Origin of the sequence: Pontibacillus yanchengensis Y32 (assembly GCF_000770635.1) — a bacterium.
Classification (GTDB): Bacteria; Bacillota; Bacilli; order Bacillales; family BH030062; genus Pontibacillus; species Pontibacillus yanchengensis.
Window position 1 is genome coordinate 1 of record NZ_AVBF01000016.1, and the last position, 19,323, is coordinate 19,323.

16 protein-coding genes and 1 pseudogene are annotated in these 19,323 nt (G+C 39.4%); 6 read left to right on the top strand and 11 right to left on the bottom strand.

Features of this window, described 5'->3' with window-relative positions; genetic code table 11:
- Positions 1 to 326: 326 nt before the first annotated feature.
- Positions 327 to 1,499 (bottom strand): lactate 2-monooxygenase, encoded by a 1,173-nt coding sequence (locus N782_RS07575; RefSeq protein WP_036818103.1) that lies wholly within the window; start codon positions 1,497 to 1,499, stop codon positions 327 to 329.
- A gap of 359 nt (positions 1,500 to 1,858) precedes the next feature.
- Here N782_RS07575 and N782_RS07580 point away from each other — a divergent pair, with 359 nt between their 5' ends.
- Positions 1,859 to 2,353 (top strand): hypothetical protein, encoded by a 495-nt coding sequence (locus N782_RS07580; RefSeq protein ID WP_036818106.1) that lies wholly within the window; start codon positions 1,859 to 1,861, stop codon positions 2,351 to 2,353.
- Between the two features lie 134 nt (positions 2,354 to 2,487).
- Here N782_RS07580 and N782_RS07585 read toward each other — a convergent pair whose 3' ends face one another.
- The gene (locus N782_RS07585; RefSeq protein WP_084103013.1) at positions 2,488 to 4,023 is read right to left on the bottom strand and encodes a malate:quinone oxidoreductase; all 1,536 of its coding nucleotides are present in this window, start codon (positions 4,021 to 4,023) and stop codon (positions 2,488 to 2,490) included.
- A gap of 459 nt (positions 4,024 to 4,482) precedes the next feature.
- Here N782_RS07585 and N782_RS07590 point away from each other — a divergent pair, with 459 nt between their 5' ends.
- On the top strand, positions 4,483 to 5,484 hold the full coding sequence (locus tag N782_RS07590) for a tRNA dihydrouridine synthase (protein ID WP_036818111.1): 1,002 nt from the start codon (positions 4,483 to 4,485) through the stop codon (positions 5,482 to 5,484).
- 149 nt (positions 5,485 to 5,633) lie between these two features.
- Here the strand turns inward: N782_RS07590 and N782_RS07595 are convergent, their stop codons facing one another.
- On the bottom strand, positions 5,634 to 6,104 hold the full coding sequence (locus N782_RS07595; protein WP_036818113.1) for a peptide-methionine (S)-S-oxide reductase: 471 nt from the start codon (positions 6,102 to 6,104) through the stop codon (positions 5,634 to 5,636).
- Positions 6,105 to 6,150: 46 nt separating this feature from the next.
- Positions 6,151 to 6,630 carry a 23S rRNA (pseudouridine(1915)-N(3))-methyltransferase RlmH gene (gene rlmH, locus N782_RS07600; RefSeq protein WP_036818114.1) on the bottom strand — a complete coding sequence of 160 codons (480 nt, stop codon included), beginning with the start codon at positions 6,628 to 6,630 and terminating at the stop codon, positions 6,151 to 6,153.
- Between the two features lie 101 nt (positions 6,631 to 6,731).
- Here rlmH and N782_RS07605 point away from each other — a divergent pair, with 101 nt between their 5' ends.
- Positions 6,732 to 7,184, top strand: a complete 453-nt coding sequence (locus tag N782_RS07605; protein WP_036818116.1) for a DUF2269 family protein — start codon at positions 6,732 to 6,734, stop codon at positions 7,182 to 7,184.
- Positions 7,185 to 7,270: 86 nt separating this feature from the next.
- Here N782_RS07605 and N782_RS07610 read toward each other — a convergent pair whose 3' ends face one another.
- Positions 7,271 to 8,578 (bottom strand): Glu/Leu/Phe/Val family dehydrogenase, encoded by a 1,308-nt coding sequence (locus N782_RS07610; RefSeq protein WP_052111231.1) that lies wholly within the window; start codon positions 8,576 to 8,578, stop codon positions 7,271 to 7,273.
- A 148-nt stretch (positions 8,579 to 8,726) separates the two neighbouring features.
- On the opposite strand from N782_RS07610, the gene N782_RS07615 reads away from it, so the two are divergent.
- The 3 genes and pseudogenes from N782_RS07615 to N782_RS07625 all read left to right on the top strand — a co-directional run.
- The gene (locus N782_RS07615) at positions 8,727 to 10,124 is read left to right on the top strand and encodes an NAD-dependent malic enzyme (RefSeq protein WP_036818118.1); all 1,398 of its coding nucleotides are present in this window, start codon (positions 8,727 to 8,729) and stop codon (positions 10,122 to 10,124) included.
- A 95-nt stretch (positions 10,125 to 10,219) separates the two neighbouring features.
- The gene (locus tag N782_RS07620; protein ID WP_036818120.1) at positions 10,220 to 11,713 is read left to right on the top strand and encodes a Na+/H+ antiporter NhaC family protein; all 1,494 of its coding nucleotides are present in this window, start codon (positions 10,220 to 10,222) and stop codon (positions 11,711 to 11,713) included.
- A 110-nt stretch (positions 11,714 to 11,823) separates the two neighbouring features.
- Positions 11,824 to 12,477 (top strand): annotated as a pseudogene (locus N782_RS07625) (HAD hydrolase-like protein); the annotation flags it as partial.
- Positions 12,478 to 12,872: 395 nt separating this feature from the next.
- Here the strand turns inward: N782_RS07625 and N782_RS07630 are convergent.
- From N782_RS07630 to walK, 6 genes are all read right to left on the bottom strand, one after another.
- Entirely contained in the window at positions 12,873 to 13,052 is a 180-nt protein-coding gene (locus N782_RS07630; protein WP_036818123.1) for a CxxH/CxxC protein, read from the bottom strand.
- Positions 13,053 to 13,158: 106 nt separating this feature from the next.
- On the bottom strand, positions 13,159 to 14,394 hold the full coding sequence (locus N782_RS07635) for a S1C family serine protease (RefSeq protein ID WP_036818126.1): 1,236 nt from the start codon (positions 14,392 to 14,394) through the stop codon (positions 13,159 to 13,161).
- A 115-nt stretch (positions 14,395 to 14,509) separates the two neighbouring features.
- Positions 14,510 to 15,304, bottom strand: a complete 795-nt coding sequence (locus N782_RS07640; protein WP_036818128.1) for an MBL fold metallo-hydrolase — start codon at positions 15,302 to 15,304, stop codon at positions 14,510 to 14,512.
- A gap of 1 nt (position 15,305) precedes the next feature.
- Entirely contained in the window at positions 15,306 to 16,163 is an 858-nt protein-coding gene (locus tag N782_RS07645; protein WP_052111232.1) for a two-component system regulatory protein YycI, read from the bottom strand.
- Complete coding sequence (locus N782_RS07650; protein ID WP_036818130.1) at positions 16,163 to 17,473, bottom strand: YycH family regulatory protein; 1,311 nt, start codon at positions 17,471 to 17,473, stop codon at positions 16,163 to 16,165. The genes N782_RS07645 and N782_RS07650 overlap by 1 nt, the downstream gene beginning before the upstream one ends.
- On the bottom strand, positions 17,470 to 19,320 hold the full coding sequence (gene walK / locus N782_RS07655; RefSeq protein ID WP_036818131.1) for a cell wall metabolism sensor histidine kinase WalK: 1,851 nt from the start codon (positions 19,318 to 19,320) through the stop codon (positions 17,470 to 17,472). The genes N782_RS07650 and walK overlap by 4 nt, the downstream gene beginning before the upstream one ends.
- Positions 19,321 to 19,323: the final 3 nt, after the last annotated feature.

The following is a 19,323-nucleotide window of genomic DNA, read 5'->3' on the forward strand; positions in this document are numbered from 1 at the left end:
TTTAATGTAGTGTGTTTTTTTCACAAATAAGATACCATATGTCCGCAAGCCTCTCCAAAATAGGGTTTTTACAGTAAATAAGAGATTATATGTCCGCCAAGAAAAGTCGTCCTACGTATTGCCAATTCCACCCATCCCTAACCCTCATTAAGCATCGGATCCTTCCCTTAACCAATAATCATCTCGAATCCAAGTCTTCCAGATTATGCTTCTTATCTTGAATAGAACTATTTAGATTAGTCGATTCCAGAATCAACACCAAACTTTAACGGAGCCTAGAATAAAGAAAACATCCCATCCTTTCTATTAGAACGGGATGCTTACTGTTAGTCGTCTTCGGCTTTCATTACGTTCGTACGATCAACTTCTCGAATCGCTTTTTCACCAGATAATGCTAGTGTTAAGTCGGTATCTGCTAACATATTTTGTAGCACTTCCCTTACACCTCTTTCACCTGCTACCGCTAGTCCATACATACAAGGTCGGCCAACTAGAACCGCCTTTGCGCCTAAAGCTAAAGCTTTTACGACGTCTGCTCCCCTTCTAATGCCACTATCCATTAACACGGGAATCTCTCCTTGGACGATGTCACAGATGTGTGGAAGTGCTTCTAATGCTCCTATAGCTCCATCTACTTGTCGACCACCGTGATTGGAGACAATGATTCCATCTACGCCATAGTGTAGTGCTAATTTTGCGTCCTCAGGGTGGAGTATCCCTTTTAATAAGATAGGGAGATTTGTATGTTCTTTTAAAAAGGAAATATCCTCCCATGTTAACCCTGGATTCCCAAACGTTTGCGTCCAGTGCATAATAGCTGAGGTAGGGTCTTCTTGTGGCGAAGACTCAAGTTTTGAACAAAAGGCAGGGTCTGTAAAATAGTTTCCTAATCCTTCCCCTAGTAAGAAAGGAAGATAAACATTCTTCAAGTCATACTCTCGCCAGGCCATCATGGGAGTGTCTAAGGTGACAACCACAGCAGAATAGCCTGAAGCCTCCGCTCTTCTCAAGAAGCTAGCCGTTACTTCAGGGTCCTTGTTCCAATAAAGTTGAAACCATCTAGGTGCATCACCCATTACTTTTGCTATCTCTTCCAATGGAGCTGATGATGCAGAACTCGTTATAAATGGAACATTCATCGCTGCCGCCGCTTTAGCAGAGGCAATGTCCCCATCTGGATGAATAATAGATTGAACACCGATGGGTGCAACCATCAAAGGCGAAGAATAAGTTGTCCCAAATAAATCAACTGTTAAATCACGGTCTTCTACATTTCGAAGCATTTTAGGAACAATGTTCCATCGATCAAAAGCACGTAAGTTGGAAGACATAGTCTTCTCGCCACCAGCGCCTCCTGCGACATAATAATAAGGACCGTCCTCTAAGACGTGTCGCGCTCGCTCTTCCCACTCTTCATAAACCACTGGCAACCTTTCTGGATCAGGGTTGTGCATGGTCTGATACACCTTTAATTGAACTTGATTACCGTAATTCGACATACAGATTCCCCTTCACGATAAAATTATCTGAATGAAGCCTGGTCATCGAGGTGTGCTTCATCAATAGTTCAATAATAATCGTATATGTAAAGCGCTTCCCCTAATAAGGTCATTACTGCAATAGAGTTATCATCAGATATACTTTTATCGTATCACAATTCTTGTAAACGTTTGCAATATGCGTTCCATAATGTTTGCCCCTTGTTGAGTTTTTCTCTATAACCTTTTCTAAATATCTCTCTTCTCATAATGTCACGAGTTACTAACAAGTTTACAATGCAATACACATAAGATAATGACAAAGGTGTAGATACAGATACGTGCATACATTCTTTCCATAATCAACAGGGGGGATTAATTTGATAAACTTCACATCATTTTCTGGCAGAGTCACCATGATTAGTGATTTTATAACAAGCCAAAACGGCGAAGATGAAGGTTGTTACACCTTGCTATCGGTGGACAATGGTGCTGGTGCCTTGGTTAACTTCGTGATTTCACCTACTACCTATTTTGTAGACCAGGTTATTGTCTCAGTTGGAGATCAAGTCACTGGGTATTATGATGCTAATGCACCTACTCCCCTCATATTCCCACCTCAACTTCGCGCCTTAGTCATGGTAAAGGAAAATGCTTCTCAAAACGTTAAAGTAGACTTCTTTAACAACGAGCTCATCAGTAGAGATGGACAGTTACGATTAAATTTGTCACCTTACACACAAATTGTCCTAGCAAATGGGCAACCATTTAGAAAGAATCCTTCAGAGCGAAACCTTATCGTCATTTATGGGCCTAGTACAAAGAGTATCCCTGCCCAAACTACCCCTTATCGAATAGTGGTCTGGTGTTCTTAAGTAGAAGGATAGTAAATAGGGTATCATTAAATGCTATTCACACTTAAAAATCATATCAAAAAAAAGAACCTTCAATCTCATAAGATTAAAGGTTCTTTGGCATCATATCATTTAGCTAGGAATGTTGAGCGCTTCTATTTAGTTAAAGACGTTTCTTTTTGATTGTCGAAAAGCCCCAGAGTCTGTGATGTTGATTTATGAATCTCTTTAAGAAGCTCCGGGTTTTCCGCTAAGGAAAGACCATAAGAAGGGATCATTTGTTTAATTTTCGGTTCCCAATCCTTCAAATGTTCTGGGAAACATTTCTCGATTACTTCGAGCATCACTTGCACTGCTGTCGAAGCACCTGGAGATGCTCCTAGTAGTGCAGCTACGGAACCATCAGAAGAATGGACAACTTCTGTACCAAACTGAAGCGTTCCTTTCCCACCATTCTCTGTGTCTTTGATTACTTGTACACGCTGACCTGCTGTGACTAAATCCCAGTCATCGCTGTTTGCATCAGGAATAAACTCCCGCAAGTCTTCCATCCGTTTTTCTTTGGAGGAAATTACTTGCTGAATTAAATATTTGGTTAGGGACGCATTTTTCACACCTGCCGCTGACATCGTGAACAGATTATCCGATTTTACCGATGTAAATAAATCCATCAGTGAACCGGTTTTCAAAAACTTTGGCGAAAAGCCGGCAAACGGTCCAAACAATAACGATTTCTTTTGATCAATAAATCTAGTGTCCAGATGTGGCACCGACATTGGAGGAGCTCCAACCTTCGCTTTTCCATACACCTTCGCATGGTGCTTGTCGATTACTTCTTGATTGTTACATACCATAAATAATCCACTCACAGGGAAACCGCCGATATGTTTCGAGTCAGGAATACCGGTTTTTTGTAGCAGATGAAGACTACCGCCTCCACCGCCGATAAATACGAAATCTGTTACATGGTATTCAATCTTTCCATTTTCAATGTCATGTACCTTGATTTCCCATGTTCCATCGCTTTTTTGTTTAATATCTTCAACGCTATGTCTGTAGTTAACCTCGACGTCATTATATTCTAGATGATCGAACATTTTACTAGTAAGGTCTCCGAAGTTAACATCCGTTCCGGAATCCACTTTTGTTGCCGCAACCGGCTCATTTGGATCTCTGTCTTCCATCATAAGTGGAATCCACTTCTTCAGTTGTTCTTGATCATCGGAAAACTCCATGTCTCGGAACAAAGGATGATTCGACATGGTTTGGTAACGCTTTCTTAAGAATTCTACATTTTGCTTCCCTTGTACAAAACTCATGTGAGGCAAAGGCATAATAAAGTCACTTGGATAACCAATTAGCTTATTGTTCACCAAATAAGACCAAAATTGTTGGGAAACCTGGAACTGCTCATTTACTTTAATGGCTTTGGTCATATCAATGGAACCATCTGACTTTTCTTGTGTGTAATTCAATTCACATAAGGCAGCATGTCCTGTTCCAGCATTGTTCCAAACGTTTGAACTCTCCTTACCTGCACTATCCAACTTTTCAAACACTCGAATGTTCCAATCTGGTGCTAATTCCTTCAATAATGAACCTAACGTTGCACTCATAATTCCAGCACCAATTAAGATCGCATCTGTTTTCGTGTAGTTTTTACTCATGTGCTTTTCATTCTCCCTATACATTACAGAAAAGATACAGCTTCCTGTTTTGATATATACTAAAACAAGATTTACCCTAATGTTGTACCTTTTCTAATTATTTTTAATCTACTACTAGTGTATCATTTTTTTCTATAGACTAAAAAAACTTGCGAAAAAACTTTCACATAATTTTACTTTTATAGGTGATTATGTATACGAACAAGAGGTTTATGGGTGTGAAGGTAAATATTTAACATACTAGATTTTTTAATTCACTATGTGTGTTATTACCATTAGAAAAGGAATTTTTAAATGTTTCCATTATAGAATATTATTTATGCTCCTTCAAAAAACAGGAATAATCAGCCCCTTGCACTTTTCATTGAATACTATTAAAGTGTATAATGATGAAATCCAATCTATCTAATGATAGATAACACAAACATGTTTACTTTTAATTTTGGGAATGGCATTTCCCTTAAGGAAAGGGTTCAGATATATATGAAAGATAATTTTTGGCATGAGTTGCCGCGACCGTTTTTTGTTCTGGCACCGATGGAAGCTGTGACGGATGTCGTTTTTCGTCATGTCGTTAGTGAAGCGGCGAGACCGGACGTGTTTTTTACAGAATTTGCGAATACGGAAAGCTACTGCCATCCAAAAGGAAGAGACAGCTTACGGGGTCGTCTGACGTTCACGGAAGATGAACAGCCAATTGTTGCCCACATTTGGGGGGATAAGCCGGAGTACTTCCGACAAATGAGTATTGGTATGGCTGAAATGGGATATCGCGGAATTGATATCAATATGGGTTGCCCTGCACCGAATGTTGCAACGAAAGGAAAAGGATGTGGACTGATTCGTCGCCCAGATGTTGCAGCAGATATCATCCAGGCTGCCAAAGCTGGAGGACTACCAGTAAGTGTGAAGACTCGCCTCGGTTATACGGAAGTGGAGGAATGGCACGACTGGTTGAGACACCTGCTTGAACAGGATATTGTCAATCTTTCCATCCACCTTCGTACGAAAAAAGAGATGAGTAACGTTGAGGCTCATTGGGAGCTTATTCCGGAAATCAAGAAGCTTCGTGATGAAGTTGCCCCTGATACGCTTCTGACAATTAACGGGGACATCCCTGACCGTCAAAAGGGGCTTGAACTCGTAGAAAAATACGGCGTGGATGGTGTGATGATTGGAAGAGGAATTTTTCATAACCCGTTCGCCTTCGAAACCGAAAAGAAAGAGCATACCAGTGAAGAACTGCTCGACCTTCTGCGATTGCAGCTTGATCTTCACGATAAGTACTCCGAAGAATTAGAGCCGCGTCTTTTCAAACCACTTCGCCGCTTCTTTAAGATCTATGTTCGAGGATTCAAAGGAGCAGGTCAATTAAGGAATCGACTGATGGAAACAGAGTCTACCGATGAAGTACGCGCTCTGCTTGATGAATTTGCAGAGCAAGGTGGTGTAAAGGAAGAGAAAGGTTTTTCTGTTTCTAAGTAAAGCCTGTTTTGCTTAACTGAATCATGCTTAGATCTTGATAAGAGAGGAGAGCCTATGAGCTCTCCTCTTTTTTAACAGAAACAGATTGATGTGACTATAAGTGAAGGAGTGCAGATATCCTCCCAAAATTCAGCAAACCAAGCTATGATCTACTTATATCTATTTAATGTTTCTTCCGGAATATGACAATAATCATTTGGACATTTATCTAATCTATCTTGATGTTCTTCTGCACTTCTCACAAAGTTTGTAAGAGGTACTACTTCAACAACGATATGGTCACAATCATTTCTCTCACGAATAAATGCCTTCGCCTCTTCCAAATGGCTTGGCTCTTTGCTATACACTCCTGTCCTGTACTTCTCACCAACATCCTGCCCTTGTTTATTCACGCTATATGGGTCAATGATCTCAAAGAAATACCCCATTAATTCCTTAACCGTAACAACCGCTGGATCAAATTCTGTTTTTACACATTCAGCATATCCATCATAATCACTATGAAGTGTATGACTTGTTCCATTAGCTCTTCCTGCTTCCGTGTTCATAACACCAGGTAACGTCTTTATAAAAGCTTGTACTCCCCACAGACATCCACCTGCAAAATATATGACTTCCATAACCTCTCTCCTTTTATTACTATGTAGACTAAAAAAGAAACCGTCTCTATTTATGGTACGGTTCCCCCCGCATAATCCGGAACGCCCGATACACTTGCTCTAACAACATCAACCGCATCATTTGATGAGGAAACGTCATCTTTGAAAAGCTTAATGCAAAATCGGACCGCTTCTGAACATCTTCACTAATGCCAAGAGACCCTCCGATAACGAAGGCAATTTTACTATTTCCGTATGTTGCGAGCTGATCTAGTTGTTCAGCTAATTTTTCAGAGGTAATCATCTTGCCTTCTATCTCTAATGTTATAACGTAGGTATCCGCTCCAATCTTGCTTAAAATACGCTCACCTTCCTTTTGCTTCACTTCCTCCATCTGGGCTTCACTTAGGTTTTCTGGTGCTTTTTCATCCGAGACTTCCTGGATATCGACTTTTGCGTACGGACCCATTCGTTTGATGTATTCCTCTATACCTTGTTTTAAGTATTTTTCTTTTAACTTGCCAACGGAGATGATGGAAATTTTCATAAAATCGTTCTCCTTTTTATGTATTGTCGGTTATTTCTTCTTTTTCCCCTCATAGATATAGGAAGTGCCTTATTACACTTCTAAATGAGGGAGGAACTTGCTTGTCATTATTAGTACTGATTCATGTGTTGTCTGCGATTATTGGTGTTGGTCCTACGTTTTTTGCACATGTTCTAGTACGACCTGACCAAACACCAGCTCAGCTGCGTGAGTCGCTTGCGTTAGCGAAAAAGCTTGAATTTTTCCCTAAGGTTGGCGGATCCATTGCTGTATTGTCAGGCTTAATACTCGTATGGCTTGGTGATTATGGATCGTTCATGCAAGTTTGGCTATTTGGGTCTTTGATTCTGTATATTCTCATTCAAATCATCGTCGTAGCAATTGTCACACCTAAATCAAGAAGAGTACACTATTGGGTACAATTGGATGAAAACAAACAGGCGACTGCCCTCCCTTTAAAACAAGAACAACTGTTAAAGAGCGTTAACACCTGGTTTTATGTAGCATCCTCCTTAGGTGTTCTTCTTTTCATCTTGATGATACTAAAACCATAACAGGAGACCATACAAAAAGGAAGCGTCTTATTCCGCTTCCTTTTTGGTTTGTATTCTGTACTAGGATGATTGCTTTTGTTCTAGGCTTACATCTTCGATAAATCCCCGTTCTTAATCCATCCTCTAGCTTTTAGAGCAAGGACAAGGTGTTTGATGCCGACCATATAGGCTGCTTGGCGCATACCGCTTTTCTTCTCTTCTTTCATTTCATACACGCGCTTGAATGCACTAATCATTTTTTCTTCTAGCTCTCTATTTACTTTTTCTTCTTTCCAATAATAATTCATTGTGTTCTGTACCCATTCGAAATAAGAAACCGTTACCCCTCCAGCGTTACATAATATATCTGGAATGATAAACACTCCATTTTCCTCTAATATATCATTACCTTCAGGGGTTGATGGACCATTGGCCGCTTCGGCAACGATTTTCGCTTGAATGGTCGGAGCTGTTTCTTTCGTGATTTGATTTTCGATGGCTGCTGGAATAAGAATATCAATCGGTAAAGCAAACATTTTTTCATTGGAAATGGACTCACATTTCTCATAATCGGCAATAACATTTCCTTCTGCTACAAACTCGGTAAGCTCAGGGATATTTATACCATTTTCGTTATAGATGCCCCCTGATTCGTCTGTTATTGCTACCACTTTCACGCCACTTTCGTGTAGAAAATGTGCCGTAGCACTACCCACATTACCGAAGCCTTGGATTGCTGCCGTTGCCTGTGATAAATCCAAATTAATGGCATTGGCTGCCTCACGAATCGTAATGACGACACCTCTTCCGGTTGCTTCCAATCTTCCTTGTGAACCTCCAATAATAATCGGTTTCCCTGTAAGCAGACCAGGTACATTATAGCCATTTAATTTGTCATATTCATCAATCATCCACGCCATGATTTCTGGTGTCGTGTTCATATCAGGGGCTGGGATATCTTTTTTCGGCCCAATAATTGGGGTGATTTTACGGATATAGCTTCTGCTTAATTCTTCTAGTTCCCGCTCATTCAGATCATTCGGATTTACAATAACTCCTCCCTTTCCTCCACCTAGTGGCAGTTGAATAATAGCCGATTTCATTGACATCCATATCGATAATGCCCGTACCTCATCAATATTTACCTCCGGATGAAAACGAATGCCGCCTTTCGTAGGACCTAAGATATCAAGGTGCTGGGAGCGGTAGCCTGTATAATTTACAATGTCTCCATTATCTTTACGAATGGGAATCGATACTTCTAACACTCTCATAGGTTTCTTTAGGATTTGATAGATGCTTTCATCTAACCCTAGTCCATTTACGGATTCTTTTAAGAGTTCTTGGACGATTTCATATGGATTTTTACCATGAGTGGAGATATCTGCCTCCACCTTATGCTGCTCTACTGTCATAGTCATTCCTCCGAGAAAAAAGTTATTACATATAATGTGTGTCTTTTTCTGTTGACTTATGTAACGGAGGACAAGCTTCGCTCATATTTATTCGTAGCTGTGGAATTCTAAACGTAATGATGAGAAATGTGGAAAGGAAGTTAGCGCAATGTCGAAAGCAACTATGAGCATTATCCTTCGTTTAGAAATGATAAAAGAAAAGACCTCATTTGGAGAAATCGCTACGATTGTTAGTAATGCAGGAGGGGATATTGTTGCCATTGATGTCATTAAAGAAGGAAAAACAGTTACCGTCCGTGATATTTCCATCAATGTTAATGATGAAACGAAGCAACAGCGAATCATCCACTCACTTGAACAATTGCCAGGTGTAACAATTAAGCATACATCTGATCGTACTTTTCTTGTGCACTCAGGTGGAAAAATCCATGTAACGTCAAAAATAGAAGTAGATAATAGAGAAGAAATGTCGAGAGTTTATACTCCAGAGGTAGCCAGAGTATGTGAAGCCATTGATGAAGATCCTGAATTGGCTTACCAATTTACGATTAAGAAGAACAGTGTTGCTGTCATTTCTGACGGAACGGCAGTCTTAGGGCTTGGCAACATTAGGCCGGAAGCTGCCATGCCTGTCATGGAAGGAAAAGCGATGCTATTTAAGCAATTTGCGAATGTAGATGCTTTCCCCATATGTATTGAACCCCAATCTGCTGAAGATACCATTAAGTTAATCAAAGCATTAAGCCCTTCATTCGGCGGCATTAACCTGGAGGACATCGCTTCTCCTCAATGCTTTGATATTGAACAGCAATTGAAGAAGGAATTAGATATCCCAGTATTTCACGATGATCAGCACGGAACTGCTATCGTTGCGCTGGCAGGTCTGTTGAATGCATTAAGACTGGTCGACAAAAAGATGGAAGACTGTAAGATCGTCATCTGTGGGATTGGTGCAGCTGGAATAGCCATTACAAATATGGTGTTAAAAGCCGGTGCGAAGAATGTGATAGGCGTGGATATAGAAGGAGCTCTAACTAGTAAGCAAACCTATGATAACGAAAGTTGGAATATCATAGCCGGAAAAACCAACCCCCATCATGAAACAGGTGAATTATGCGATATTATTCAAAACGCTGATGTATTCATTGGTGTCTCAGCTCCAGGTATTTTATCTAAAGACGATGTTAGACAAATGGCGAAAGATCCCATCGTATTCGCACTAGCCAACCCTCATCCTGAAATTACACCAGATGACGCCAAACCGTATGCGAAAGTAATGGCAACAGGTCGCTCAGATTACCCAAATCAGGTAAATAACGTCCTATGTTTTCCGGGTATATTCCGAGGTGCATTAGACTGCCGGGCCTCTGACATTAATGAAGACATGAAACTAGCTGCAGCAAAAGCTATTGCTTCTACGATCGACATGGAAGAATTAAATGAGGATTATATTATACCTAGTGTATTTAATGAAAATATCGTACCTGCCATTCGGGATGCTGTGATAGAAGCTGCCAAATTATCAGGCGTTGCCAGAAAAGAGTAAAATTCACCTTTGTTGAAATGCTACGGATAACATTCTACAATATGACTTATCTGTCTAATCAACAGACATATTTCTATCTAGCCAGGAGGTAACTTATGGACGATCAAGAAAAACAACAACAAAAAGAAGCATCAGAAGCTGTCGGACAAAAAGAAATTAAGCATCTAGAATTTTACGGTGGATCGTTCACTTCTACCCTCCCGCTCATTTTCTTTATTATTTGGGCGATAACACTTAGTGTTATGAAGCTTGTTACAGAGGAAGCACTGGTCCTAGGTATGGTCATCGGAGTTGCGATTGGACTTTTCTTCTGTAAATCGTTATGGAAAGACTACGCACAAGCACTTGTAGCAGGAATGGCACAACCTATTGGTGTTATTGCTGTCATTGCCTGGTTTTGGGCTGGTATGTTTGCAAAATTGTTAGCTGCAGGGGGATTAGTAGATGGACTGATTTGGTTTGGATTCCAAACTGGTCTGGAAGGGGGCTTAGTGGTAGGTCTCACCTTCTTGCTCGCAGCTGTTTTTTCTACCGCAGTCGGTACAGGGTACGGAACCGTTGCGACATTTGGTATTTTAATGTATCCAGCTGGAGTGATTCTTGGAGCTGATCCAGTTGTATTGTTAGCAGCCATCCTTAGTGGTGCTGTATTTGGTGACAACCTTGCTCCTGTTTCTGATACAACGATTGTTTCAGCAACAACGCAAGAAGCTGATGTACCTGGAGTCGTGAAGTCGCGGTTTAAGTACTCCATTTCAGCTGCCATCCCAGCTTTACTACTATTCGTTGTTTTTGGAGGTGGCGGACAGGGAATCGCGAATCAAGATGCACTCCAACAACTTCAAAGCGAAGTGTCCCCTACAGGATTAATTATGTTAATTCCATTTATCCTTGTATTGTATTTGGCTCTATCAGGACGTCACTTATTAACATCTTTAACCCTAGGCATTGTCGCGTCCATTATTGTTATTTTCGCAAAAGGAACACCTCTAACGAAAGTCATTCATATTTATCGAAATGATGCCGGTGAAGCTGCCATTGGAGGCGCTCTTATGAATGGAATCGGCGGCTATTTCAATATGGCTATTTTAATCTTATTCATATTGGCCGCAGCTCATTTAATGGAAGTAGCCGGAACGATGGAAGCCATTAAAGACTTTTTCCTAAAGCTGATCAATGGAGTAGTAAAAAGAGCTGAGCTCTCGATTTTCAGTATCGTTGCTTTCTTAAATATTTTTATTACGATTAATACAGCTGCCGAAATCACAGCAGGTCCATTTGTTCGTAAGTTAGGAAAAGAATTCAATATTCACCCGTACCGACGAGCAAATTTCCTTGATACGGTATCCTCTTCACTCGGATACATATTCCCGTGGAGTGGGGGTGTCCTTCTAGCGTGGGCAACAATCAAGGGTGCAAAAGAAGATTTCCCTTTCCTTCCGATTGCAGGCCCAACAGAAGTAGTCCCTTATGTATTTCAAGGATGGTTCTTATTACTTGTCATGCTCATTTCAGCCCTAACAGGTTGGGGGCTACGTTTCACAGGTAAAAATGGAGAAGAAGTAAAACCTTCAGAAGTGGAGAAATAAGAAAAAGTGCTGGCTCTGAGAGTCAGCATTTTTTTCGTTTATCTCCCCATCTACATCTCAATCTTTGGTAAACTTTGGAGGATGCGATTACTTTAAGAAGGAGAAAGTATATGTCTCTAGCAATAATCTTTGATATGGATGGAACACTATTTCAAACTGAGAAAATTTTAGAATTATCACTAGATGATACATTTGATTATTTACGTTCATTAGACGAATGGAGAGGAGAAACCCCCATAGATACATACCGTAATATCATGGGAATTCCTTTGCCAAAAGTATGGGAAACGTTGTTGCCAAATCATTCTATAGAAGTGAGAAATCAAATGAATGATTATTTTCTAGAACGCTTAATTGAAAACATTACAAAAGGAAAAGGTGCTCTATATCCAAATGTTAAGGAGGTCTTCCAAAGCTTAAAGGAGAATAATCACCCCATCTTTATAGCAAGTAATGGGTTAACAGACTATTTACAAGCAATAGTAAGCTATTACAACTTGGATCATTGGGTAACAGAAACATTTAGTATTCAACAAATACAGACGCTAGATAAAGCTGACTTAGTTCATGAAATTTTGCAGAAATACAACATTTCAAAAGCAGCCGTTGTCGGTGACCGGATTTCAGATATACGCGCAGCCAAACACAATGGATTACTTTCAATTGGATGTAATTTTGATTTTGCAAGAGAGGATGAATTGTCTCAAGCTGAAATTATTATTGAAGATTTACTTGATCTACCAGAACAAATTAGCCAATTGGAAAAATATAAGCAGCTCAGTTCTTACAAATTTAAGTACTTGAGGAAGTTGACGCTTAAGTATTTATGGAAAACATATAAAGTATATTTGTCTCTCTTAGTAAACAAAATACCACAGTTCTTAAGATAACTGTGGTATTTATTATTATTTATCTTTTCATTACTTTTAACACAAACTTAATGGAGTTAGACTTTTTACTACATAATTGCTTGTTATATTAAACATAGGAATAAACCATTTATCCACATCCACTAGGTTGAATTATTAATACATTAAGAAAAATGCATGTATTCACACAATTATCCACAACCGCTTCAAGTATTGCTATATTAACAACTTTTCAGCTTTTGTAAACAGGTTATACACAAAGTTATCCACATATGCACAATTCACTTCCCTTATATGGTAGAAGAACCAGTGTTCGCTACCATATATACAGAACGCTCCCCACAATATTCACATCCTGTGGATAAACTGATGTCTTCATCTACTTTTTCTAACCTCGGAAAAGTTTCATATTCATCTACAACAACATCCATTGCTTTGTCCACATGCTCCTGACAAACATATAATTTCATTCCTATCACTCCTTCTAGATTTCTGTAGTATATTCCATGATTCTATATTGGTCTAGCAAGTCTAACCGCATAATAAAAAGCAGAGGTTCAAACCTCTGCTTTTATTCTAATAACTTTGTGATGCTAATTCCATAGTTGTTTCTTGCTTTTCTCCATTGCGATAAAATGTAATTCTCATTTCCTCGCCGACCTTCTTATCTTCATAAAGATGCTTTCTCAGATCAACGATATTCGTCACCTTTGTATCATCAAGTTTCGTAATAACATCATATTGTTCCAAACCTGCCTGATCTGCTGGCGATGTTGGCTCAATACCATTGATGAATACTCCAGATTCTACTTCTTCTGGCAGTTCAAGTGTACTTCTCCATTGATTACTCGTTAATTCAGATAAGGAATAAGCTTCAATTCCCATATATGGACGAGTTACCTCCCCGTCGTTTTCAAGGTCGTCAATGATTGGTTTAGCCAAATCAATGGGGATGGCGAATCCAATTCCTTCTACGGCTGATTTAGCGATTTTCATGGAATTTATTCCGATAAGTTGTCCCTTAATATTGATTAAAGCACCACCACTGTTACCTGGATTGATGGCCGCGTCCGTTTGAATAACCTCTGCTTGCCAATCCATTCTCCCATCTCCATTGAGATCTTGAGGTATTGCCCGTTGCTTTCCGCTAATAATACCTTTTGTCACTGATCCTGCAAACATTAGACCTAACGGATTCCCAATGGCCATTGCGGGCTCTCCCACTTTTACTGTAGAGGATTTTCCAAGTTCAATGGCTTTGTTCACTTTCGTACCATCAACCTCTAAGACAGCTAAATCTGTATATGGATCACTACCAAGCTTTTGTGCTTCTATTCTGGAGCCGTCAATTAGAGCAATCTCTATTTCTGACGCCCCTTGTACAACGTGATGATTGGTTACCACGTAGGCACTTTCACCTTCTTTTTTGTAAATAACACCAGACCCCGTTCCAGTTTGAGCACCCTCTTGCTCTGAAAAGATACTAGAACTACCATCTTGTATGTTTACAACACCGACTACCGTCTCTTGAACATCCTGCACCACTTCTGTAATTTGTGTAGTGACATCTACGTTAACATTTTGGGAGGTTGAGGTTCCTTCATTTGCCTGGGTATTCTCATCCTTATTCCCTTGGGGTTGTTCGTTGTTTTGAATGCTAACGTCATACGGCAAAATATTCGATTGAATTAATGCTGGTAAAGCTAAGATAATAAGTACTGAGCCTAATATAAGCCCTACTACTGTCGGTGCTATCCAACCAGGACGCTTATGTCGATTTCTTGAAGGTGCATGATCGTCATAGTATCCCATTGATTCCCTCACCAATCCTTTCTATTCTTCAATGCAGTCACTTATTACAGAAAGGGGTTGTTCCCCATTCCAAATTATATAGACTGTTTCCTCGAATAGATCGAACTAAAACATCTTAAGGTGTATAAATGGGTGTAGCTGAAGTGGGGTCTGTATCATATAAATGAATCGATTCCCCAATAGGTACACCTCTTTCTTTTAACATATTCCCAACAGACATTCTAGCCAGATCTTTCATGTTATTATCTTGACTTAAATGGGCTAAATAAATACGCTTTGTATCATTTCCAATAATATCTGTAAGGGCTAGCGCACAATCCTCATTGGAAACGTGACCTTTATCTCCTAAGATTCTACGTTTAATGTTCCATGGATAACGACCCATCCGTAGCATTTCTACATCATGGTTTGATTCAAAAATATACGCATCAGCATTCTCCACCGTTTTCTTTATACGTTCGGATACATAACCTAAGTCTGTTACAAGGGCTACTTTTTTTCCTCCCTGCCTAAACACAAAGAACATTGGTTCAGCAGCATCATGGGAGACTCCAAACGATTCAATATCTAAGTCCCCAAATGTTTGGACAGAGGCCATTGGAAAATCAAACTTCTGCTCAATGGAAATCTTCCCAATATAGTCCTCCATGGCCTTCCACGTTTTTTCATTTGCATAAATCGGCAAATGGTATCTACGTGCCATAATCCCTAGACCTTTTATATGATCGCTGTGTTCATGGGTTACTAAAATGCCATCTAATTCATTCGGATCGATTCGCACCTCTGATAGCAATCGCTCCATTTGTTTGCCTGATAAGCCTGCATCCACTAACAGCTTTTGATTGTCTGTACCTACATAAAAGGCGTTTCCAGTACTTCCTGATGCTAACACGCTAAAATGCAAACTCATTTTATTCTCCACTCCAACTTATTGATTCTATCTGCTCTGATAATTTATTTATTGTTTCATTTACAAATTGACTTTCATCCGTTGAAATCAACTGACCTTCCACAGCATTTACAAAGTGATTGCGCTTCTCATTTACGTTGATTTTCCATGTCGGCGAAAACACTTGTACACCATTCGCAAGTGGCACGAGTGTATGATAACCAAGACTCATACCGGATACCTGATCACCGCTATATAATTCATTTTGCGTATATAAGGTTTCCGCTGCATGAATTGGCTTGATTAATTCCTGTGCTTCCCCTGTCGTATGAATATTGTCCAGCATCGTTTGAGCGTAACTAATCATCTCATCGTCTTCATTTAGAAATGCTATGATAATGGCATTCTCGTTAAAATAAATCGGACTATCTTTATAATTTTGGAAGAACAACAATGTTCGTGAGTTCTCGTTCCAACTCCAAAATGTGTACCGATCCCCATACAATACTTGTTCTTTCACTTTATTCGCAAGTTCTTCTTTTGGAGCTTCTAAATCCATTGGAATCGGCTCTTTAAAACTAGAAATCAGAATATCACCATTGAAGACTTCATATTCTTGATTCTCTAAAGTTGATTCCTGTTCCTCTTGCTCTTGAACAGAAAAGGTATGCCTCTTTGCAGAAATATAAGCTTGCTTAATACTCTCTTTGGACAAGTTACCTAATGTTATATCCTCCGCTTCCAGCTGCTCCTCAATGGTTGAGTCATCTAATAAACCGTACTCAGACTGCTTCTGTTTCTGCATAAACTGTTGAGCTAAAAAAATATCTAAGATTAGGAAGCAAACAATAAACAACGTCTTAATTTGTCCCCATTGCATTATTGAACGCCTCCTTGCCCATTAAATCCTTCTTCGCTCAATGGCTTCCAGTCGCCTCCGACTGTTTTAATATACCAGACAGGTTTTAGAGTTAAAACGAGGGAGACTTTATTCGTTTCCTCCATCTTATATCCAATCGCAATGTCCTCTATGAGAAGTGGGAATTGTTTCATCGATTTATTTAAATAATCGAGGACGTCTTGACCTGAAGCGAGCGTAACTTGTTGGGATTCACTTTCAATTAGCGTGGCAAATTGAACCATTGCACGATCATAAGCATATAGTTCTTGCTCGGCCCATGTCTGTTGAATCAGACTCAAGTTATTGTCATCAAATACAGGGTAACCCTTCTTAAAAATTCGATAATCAATAGTACTGCCACTGTCGTTAATCCTGAATAGTTTATAGTTATCCGTCCAACCATTGTGGTCATTAACAAAATCAAGGCTTTGTTTTAAGACTTCCTGCCGTGGAAGAGTTCCTACATTGGATATGGATGGATTAACAAAACGCATATATTTTTGATCTTGATTGATACGTAACTGCCTAGTGGAATCGGTGTAATACGATTGACCGAATGTTGATGAGTTTGGGCGCACCATATTTGGGTCATTAAATAACACATTAATCAATGGCGTTACGCTGATAGGGGTAGTCGTGTACGTATAGACAGGCAACGTTACTTCCCCTTCTGGAATATAAATAGGATTGTCACGCTTTTCATCGATAGTTAAATAATCAACCTGATCATAAGAGTTTACTAAATATTGATCCAATGATTTATACACATCAAAATTTCGAATGACAGCTCGTACAACTTGATCTTCACCATCTGTTACAAAGTAGACAGAGGTGGAAGACTGATTGTTGGATATCTCAACAAACATACGATCTACATTATATTCAGGAAGTTTCTCTTCCTCATTAATGGATAAAGTATTACCCAATAAGTTTAATGGAACAGCAGTTGGAAAAATGACTTCCACTTTTGATTCCCTTTCCACTTGATTACTCGATAACGTTTCAAAGTCTGTCATAGGCCAAGTACGCATTTCATCAAATAAATCAAGGGAGGCTGTTCTAGATGTCAGAGAAAATGTACGATTGTTTTCATGAAACATCAACTGCTTCGGCTCCACAATTTCTTTCATCGTTTTCTGTTGACCATTAATCTTGGTTGCAGCATCTATAATATTTTCATCACCAAGCTCGTCTAAATTAGGCTGATAGTTCCAAATAGCGACCGTTAACAGCAGACTGATGGCGATGAGGGAACTTAATACTATTGTTTTAATATGTTCAACCGTCATTCGTCATCCCTCCGCTGTTCATTCATGAGCGGTAATGTGAAGAGAATGGTCGTACCTTCTCCTTCTTTACTTTCTGCCCAAATATTCCCTTCATGTGCTTCAATCATTTCCCTGGAAATCGCTAAACCTAGCCCTGTACCACCCAGTTTTCTGGATCGGGCCTTATCGACTCGATAAAAACGTTCAAAGATTTTTTCGGTATTTTCTTTCGGAATACCCATACCTTCATCGGCAATTTTGATGTAAAGCTTCTGTTGAGTCGGTTTAACCTCAGCCGTGAACGTAATGGTACCACCTTCTGGTGAATATTTAATGGCGTTTGAGATGATATTATCCATTACTTGGGTCATCTTATCTTTATCTGCCCATACCCATACATCTTTGTCTGGTAAGTTTCTAACAAACTGGATATGGTCTTCTTTATTGAATTCAAATCGATCAATAATATGTTTGAAAAACTTATTAAAGTCCACTCTTTCCTTGTTCAACTGGTAATCTTTGTTATCCATTTTTGATAACTGTAATAAATCATTTACTAGTCGAATCATTCTTTCTGTTTCATTTTGTGTCACGTCTAAGAAACGTGGGGCAATTTCTTTATCTTCCCACGCACCATCTGTTAATGCTTCTAAATAACTCCTCATTGTCGTTAAAGGAGTTCTTAATTCATGTGATACGTTCGCAACAAATTCGCGTCGTTCACGTTCCAGTTTTTCCTGTTCGGTTACGTCACTCAACACGGTTATAAAACCATTCATTTCTTCTGTTTCATATTGAACCATTGAAAAGCTTGCTTTTAGAAGCAATTGTTGATCGCCTTCACTAAAGTCAATGATTATCGAGCCCGTATCCTGTATTTCAGAAATATCTTCCAAACGATCATGTATGTGTAATACATCTAATAAGGATTGACCTTGTACTTTTTCAAAACTCTTTCCTATCAGGCGTGAAGCTGGCTCATTCATAAGGATAATCGTGCCCCGATGGTCAGTAGCAATTACACCTTCTGTCATATTAGCGAGAACGGAGCTTAACTTACGCCGCTCCCCTTCTGTTGTGGCTTGAGAAAGCTTCAGTTTATCATTAAGTTCATTAAAGGACATGGCTAATTGCCCAATCTCATCCCGACCATAGACATTTACTTTTTGAGAGAAGTCACCGGTACCCATTATTTTAGCTTGCTTTCGCATTTCCGTAATTGGCTTGGTTATCGTTCTCGCAATCACAATACCTAGTAATGCCGAAATAGAGATACCTAGAAACGTGCCATTCGCAAAGATTTGGTTGATATCCTGAAGTTGCTCGTACACTCCCTCTAAGGTAGCCTCAAGATAGATGACTCCAACTATATTATCTTTTTGCTCTGTGTTGTTTTGTTGGAAGATCGGAAACGTCATTACAAGCGTACGATCTCCTGTTTCTGTATTAAACACCACATTATCGTCCGCACGACCAATCAACAGTGTTCGATTCACACGTGACTGTGTTGAACGTTTTCCTACTATGCTCTGGTCAAAAGGATTATTTGTACCAATTACTCGACTTTTATTATTAATGACTTGTAATTCTGTAATTTCCTCAGGAAAATTTAATTCTGATAGAATCGATTGAATATCTTCTTGCAGTGTAGGTCCATCTTCCTTACGCTCTTTTGCAAAAGCTTGCTCCAGTTGATAGTTTAAATACTGAGTGTTCTTTACAATCGATTCTCTGAAATTACTAAACAGCTGTTCTTCAAGCTGCTGAGAAAAATATGCTCCTATGACCTGTATGGGAAACAGGAGCAATAAGATTATGGTTATAATAAGTTTTAAGCGTATGGATTGAAAAAACCCAACCTTCTTCATAAA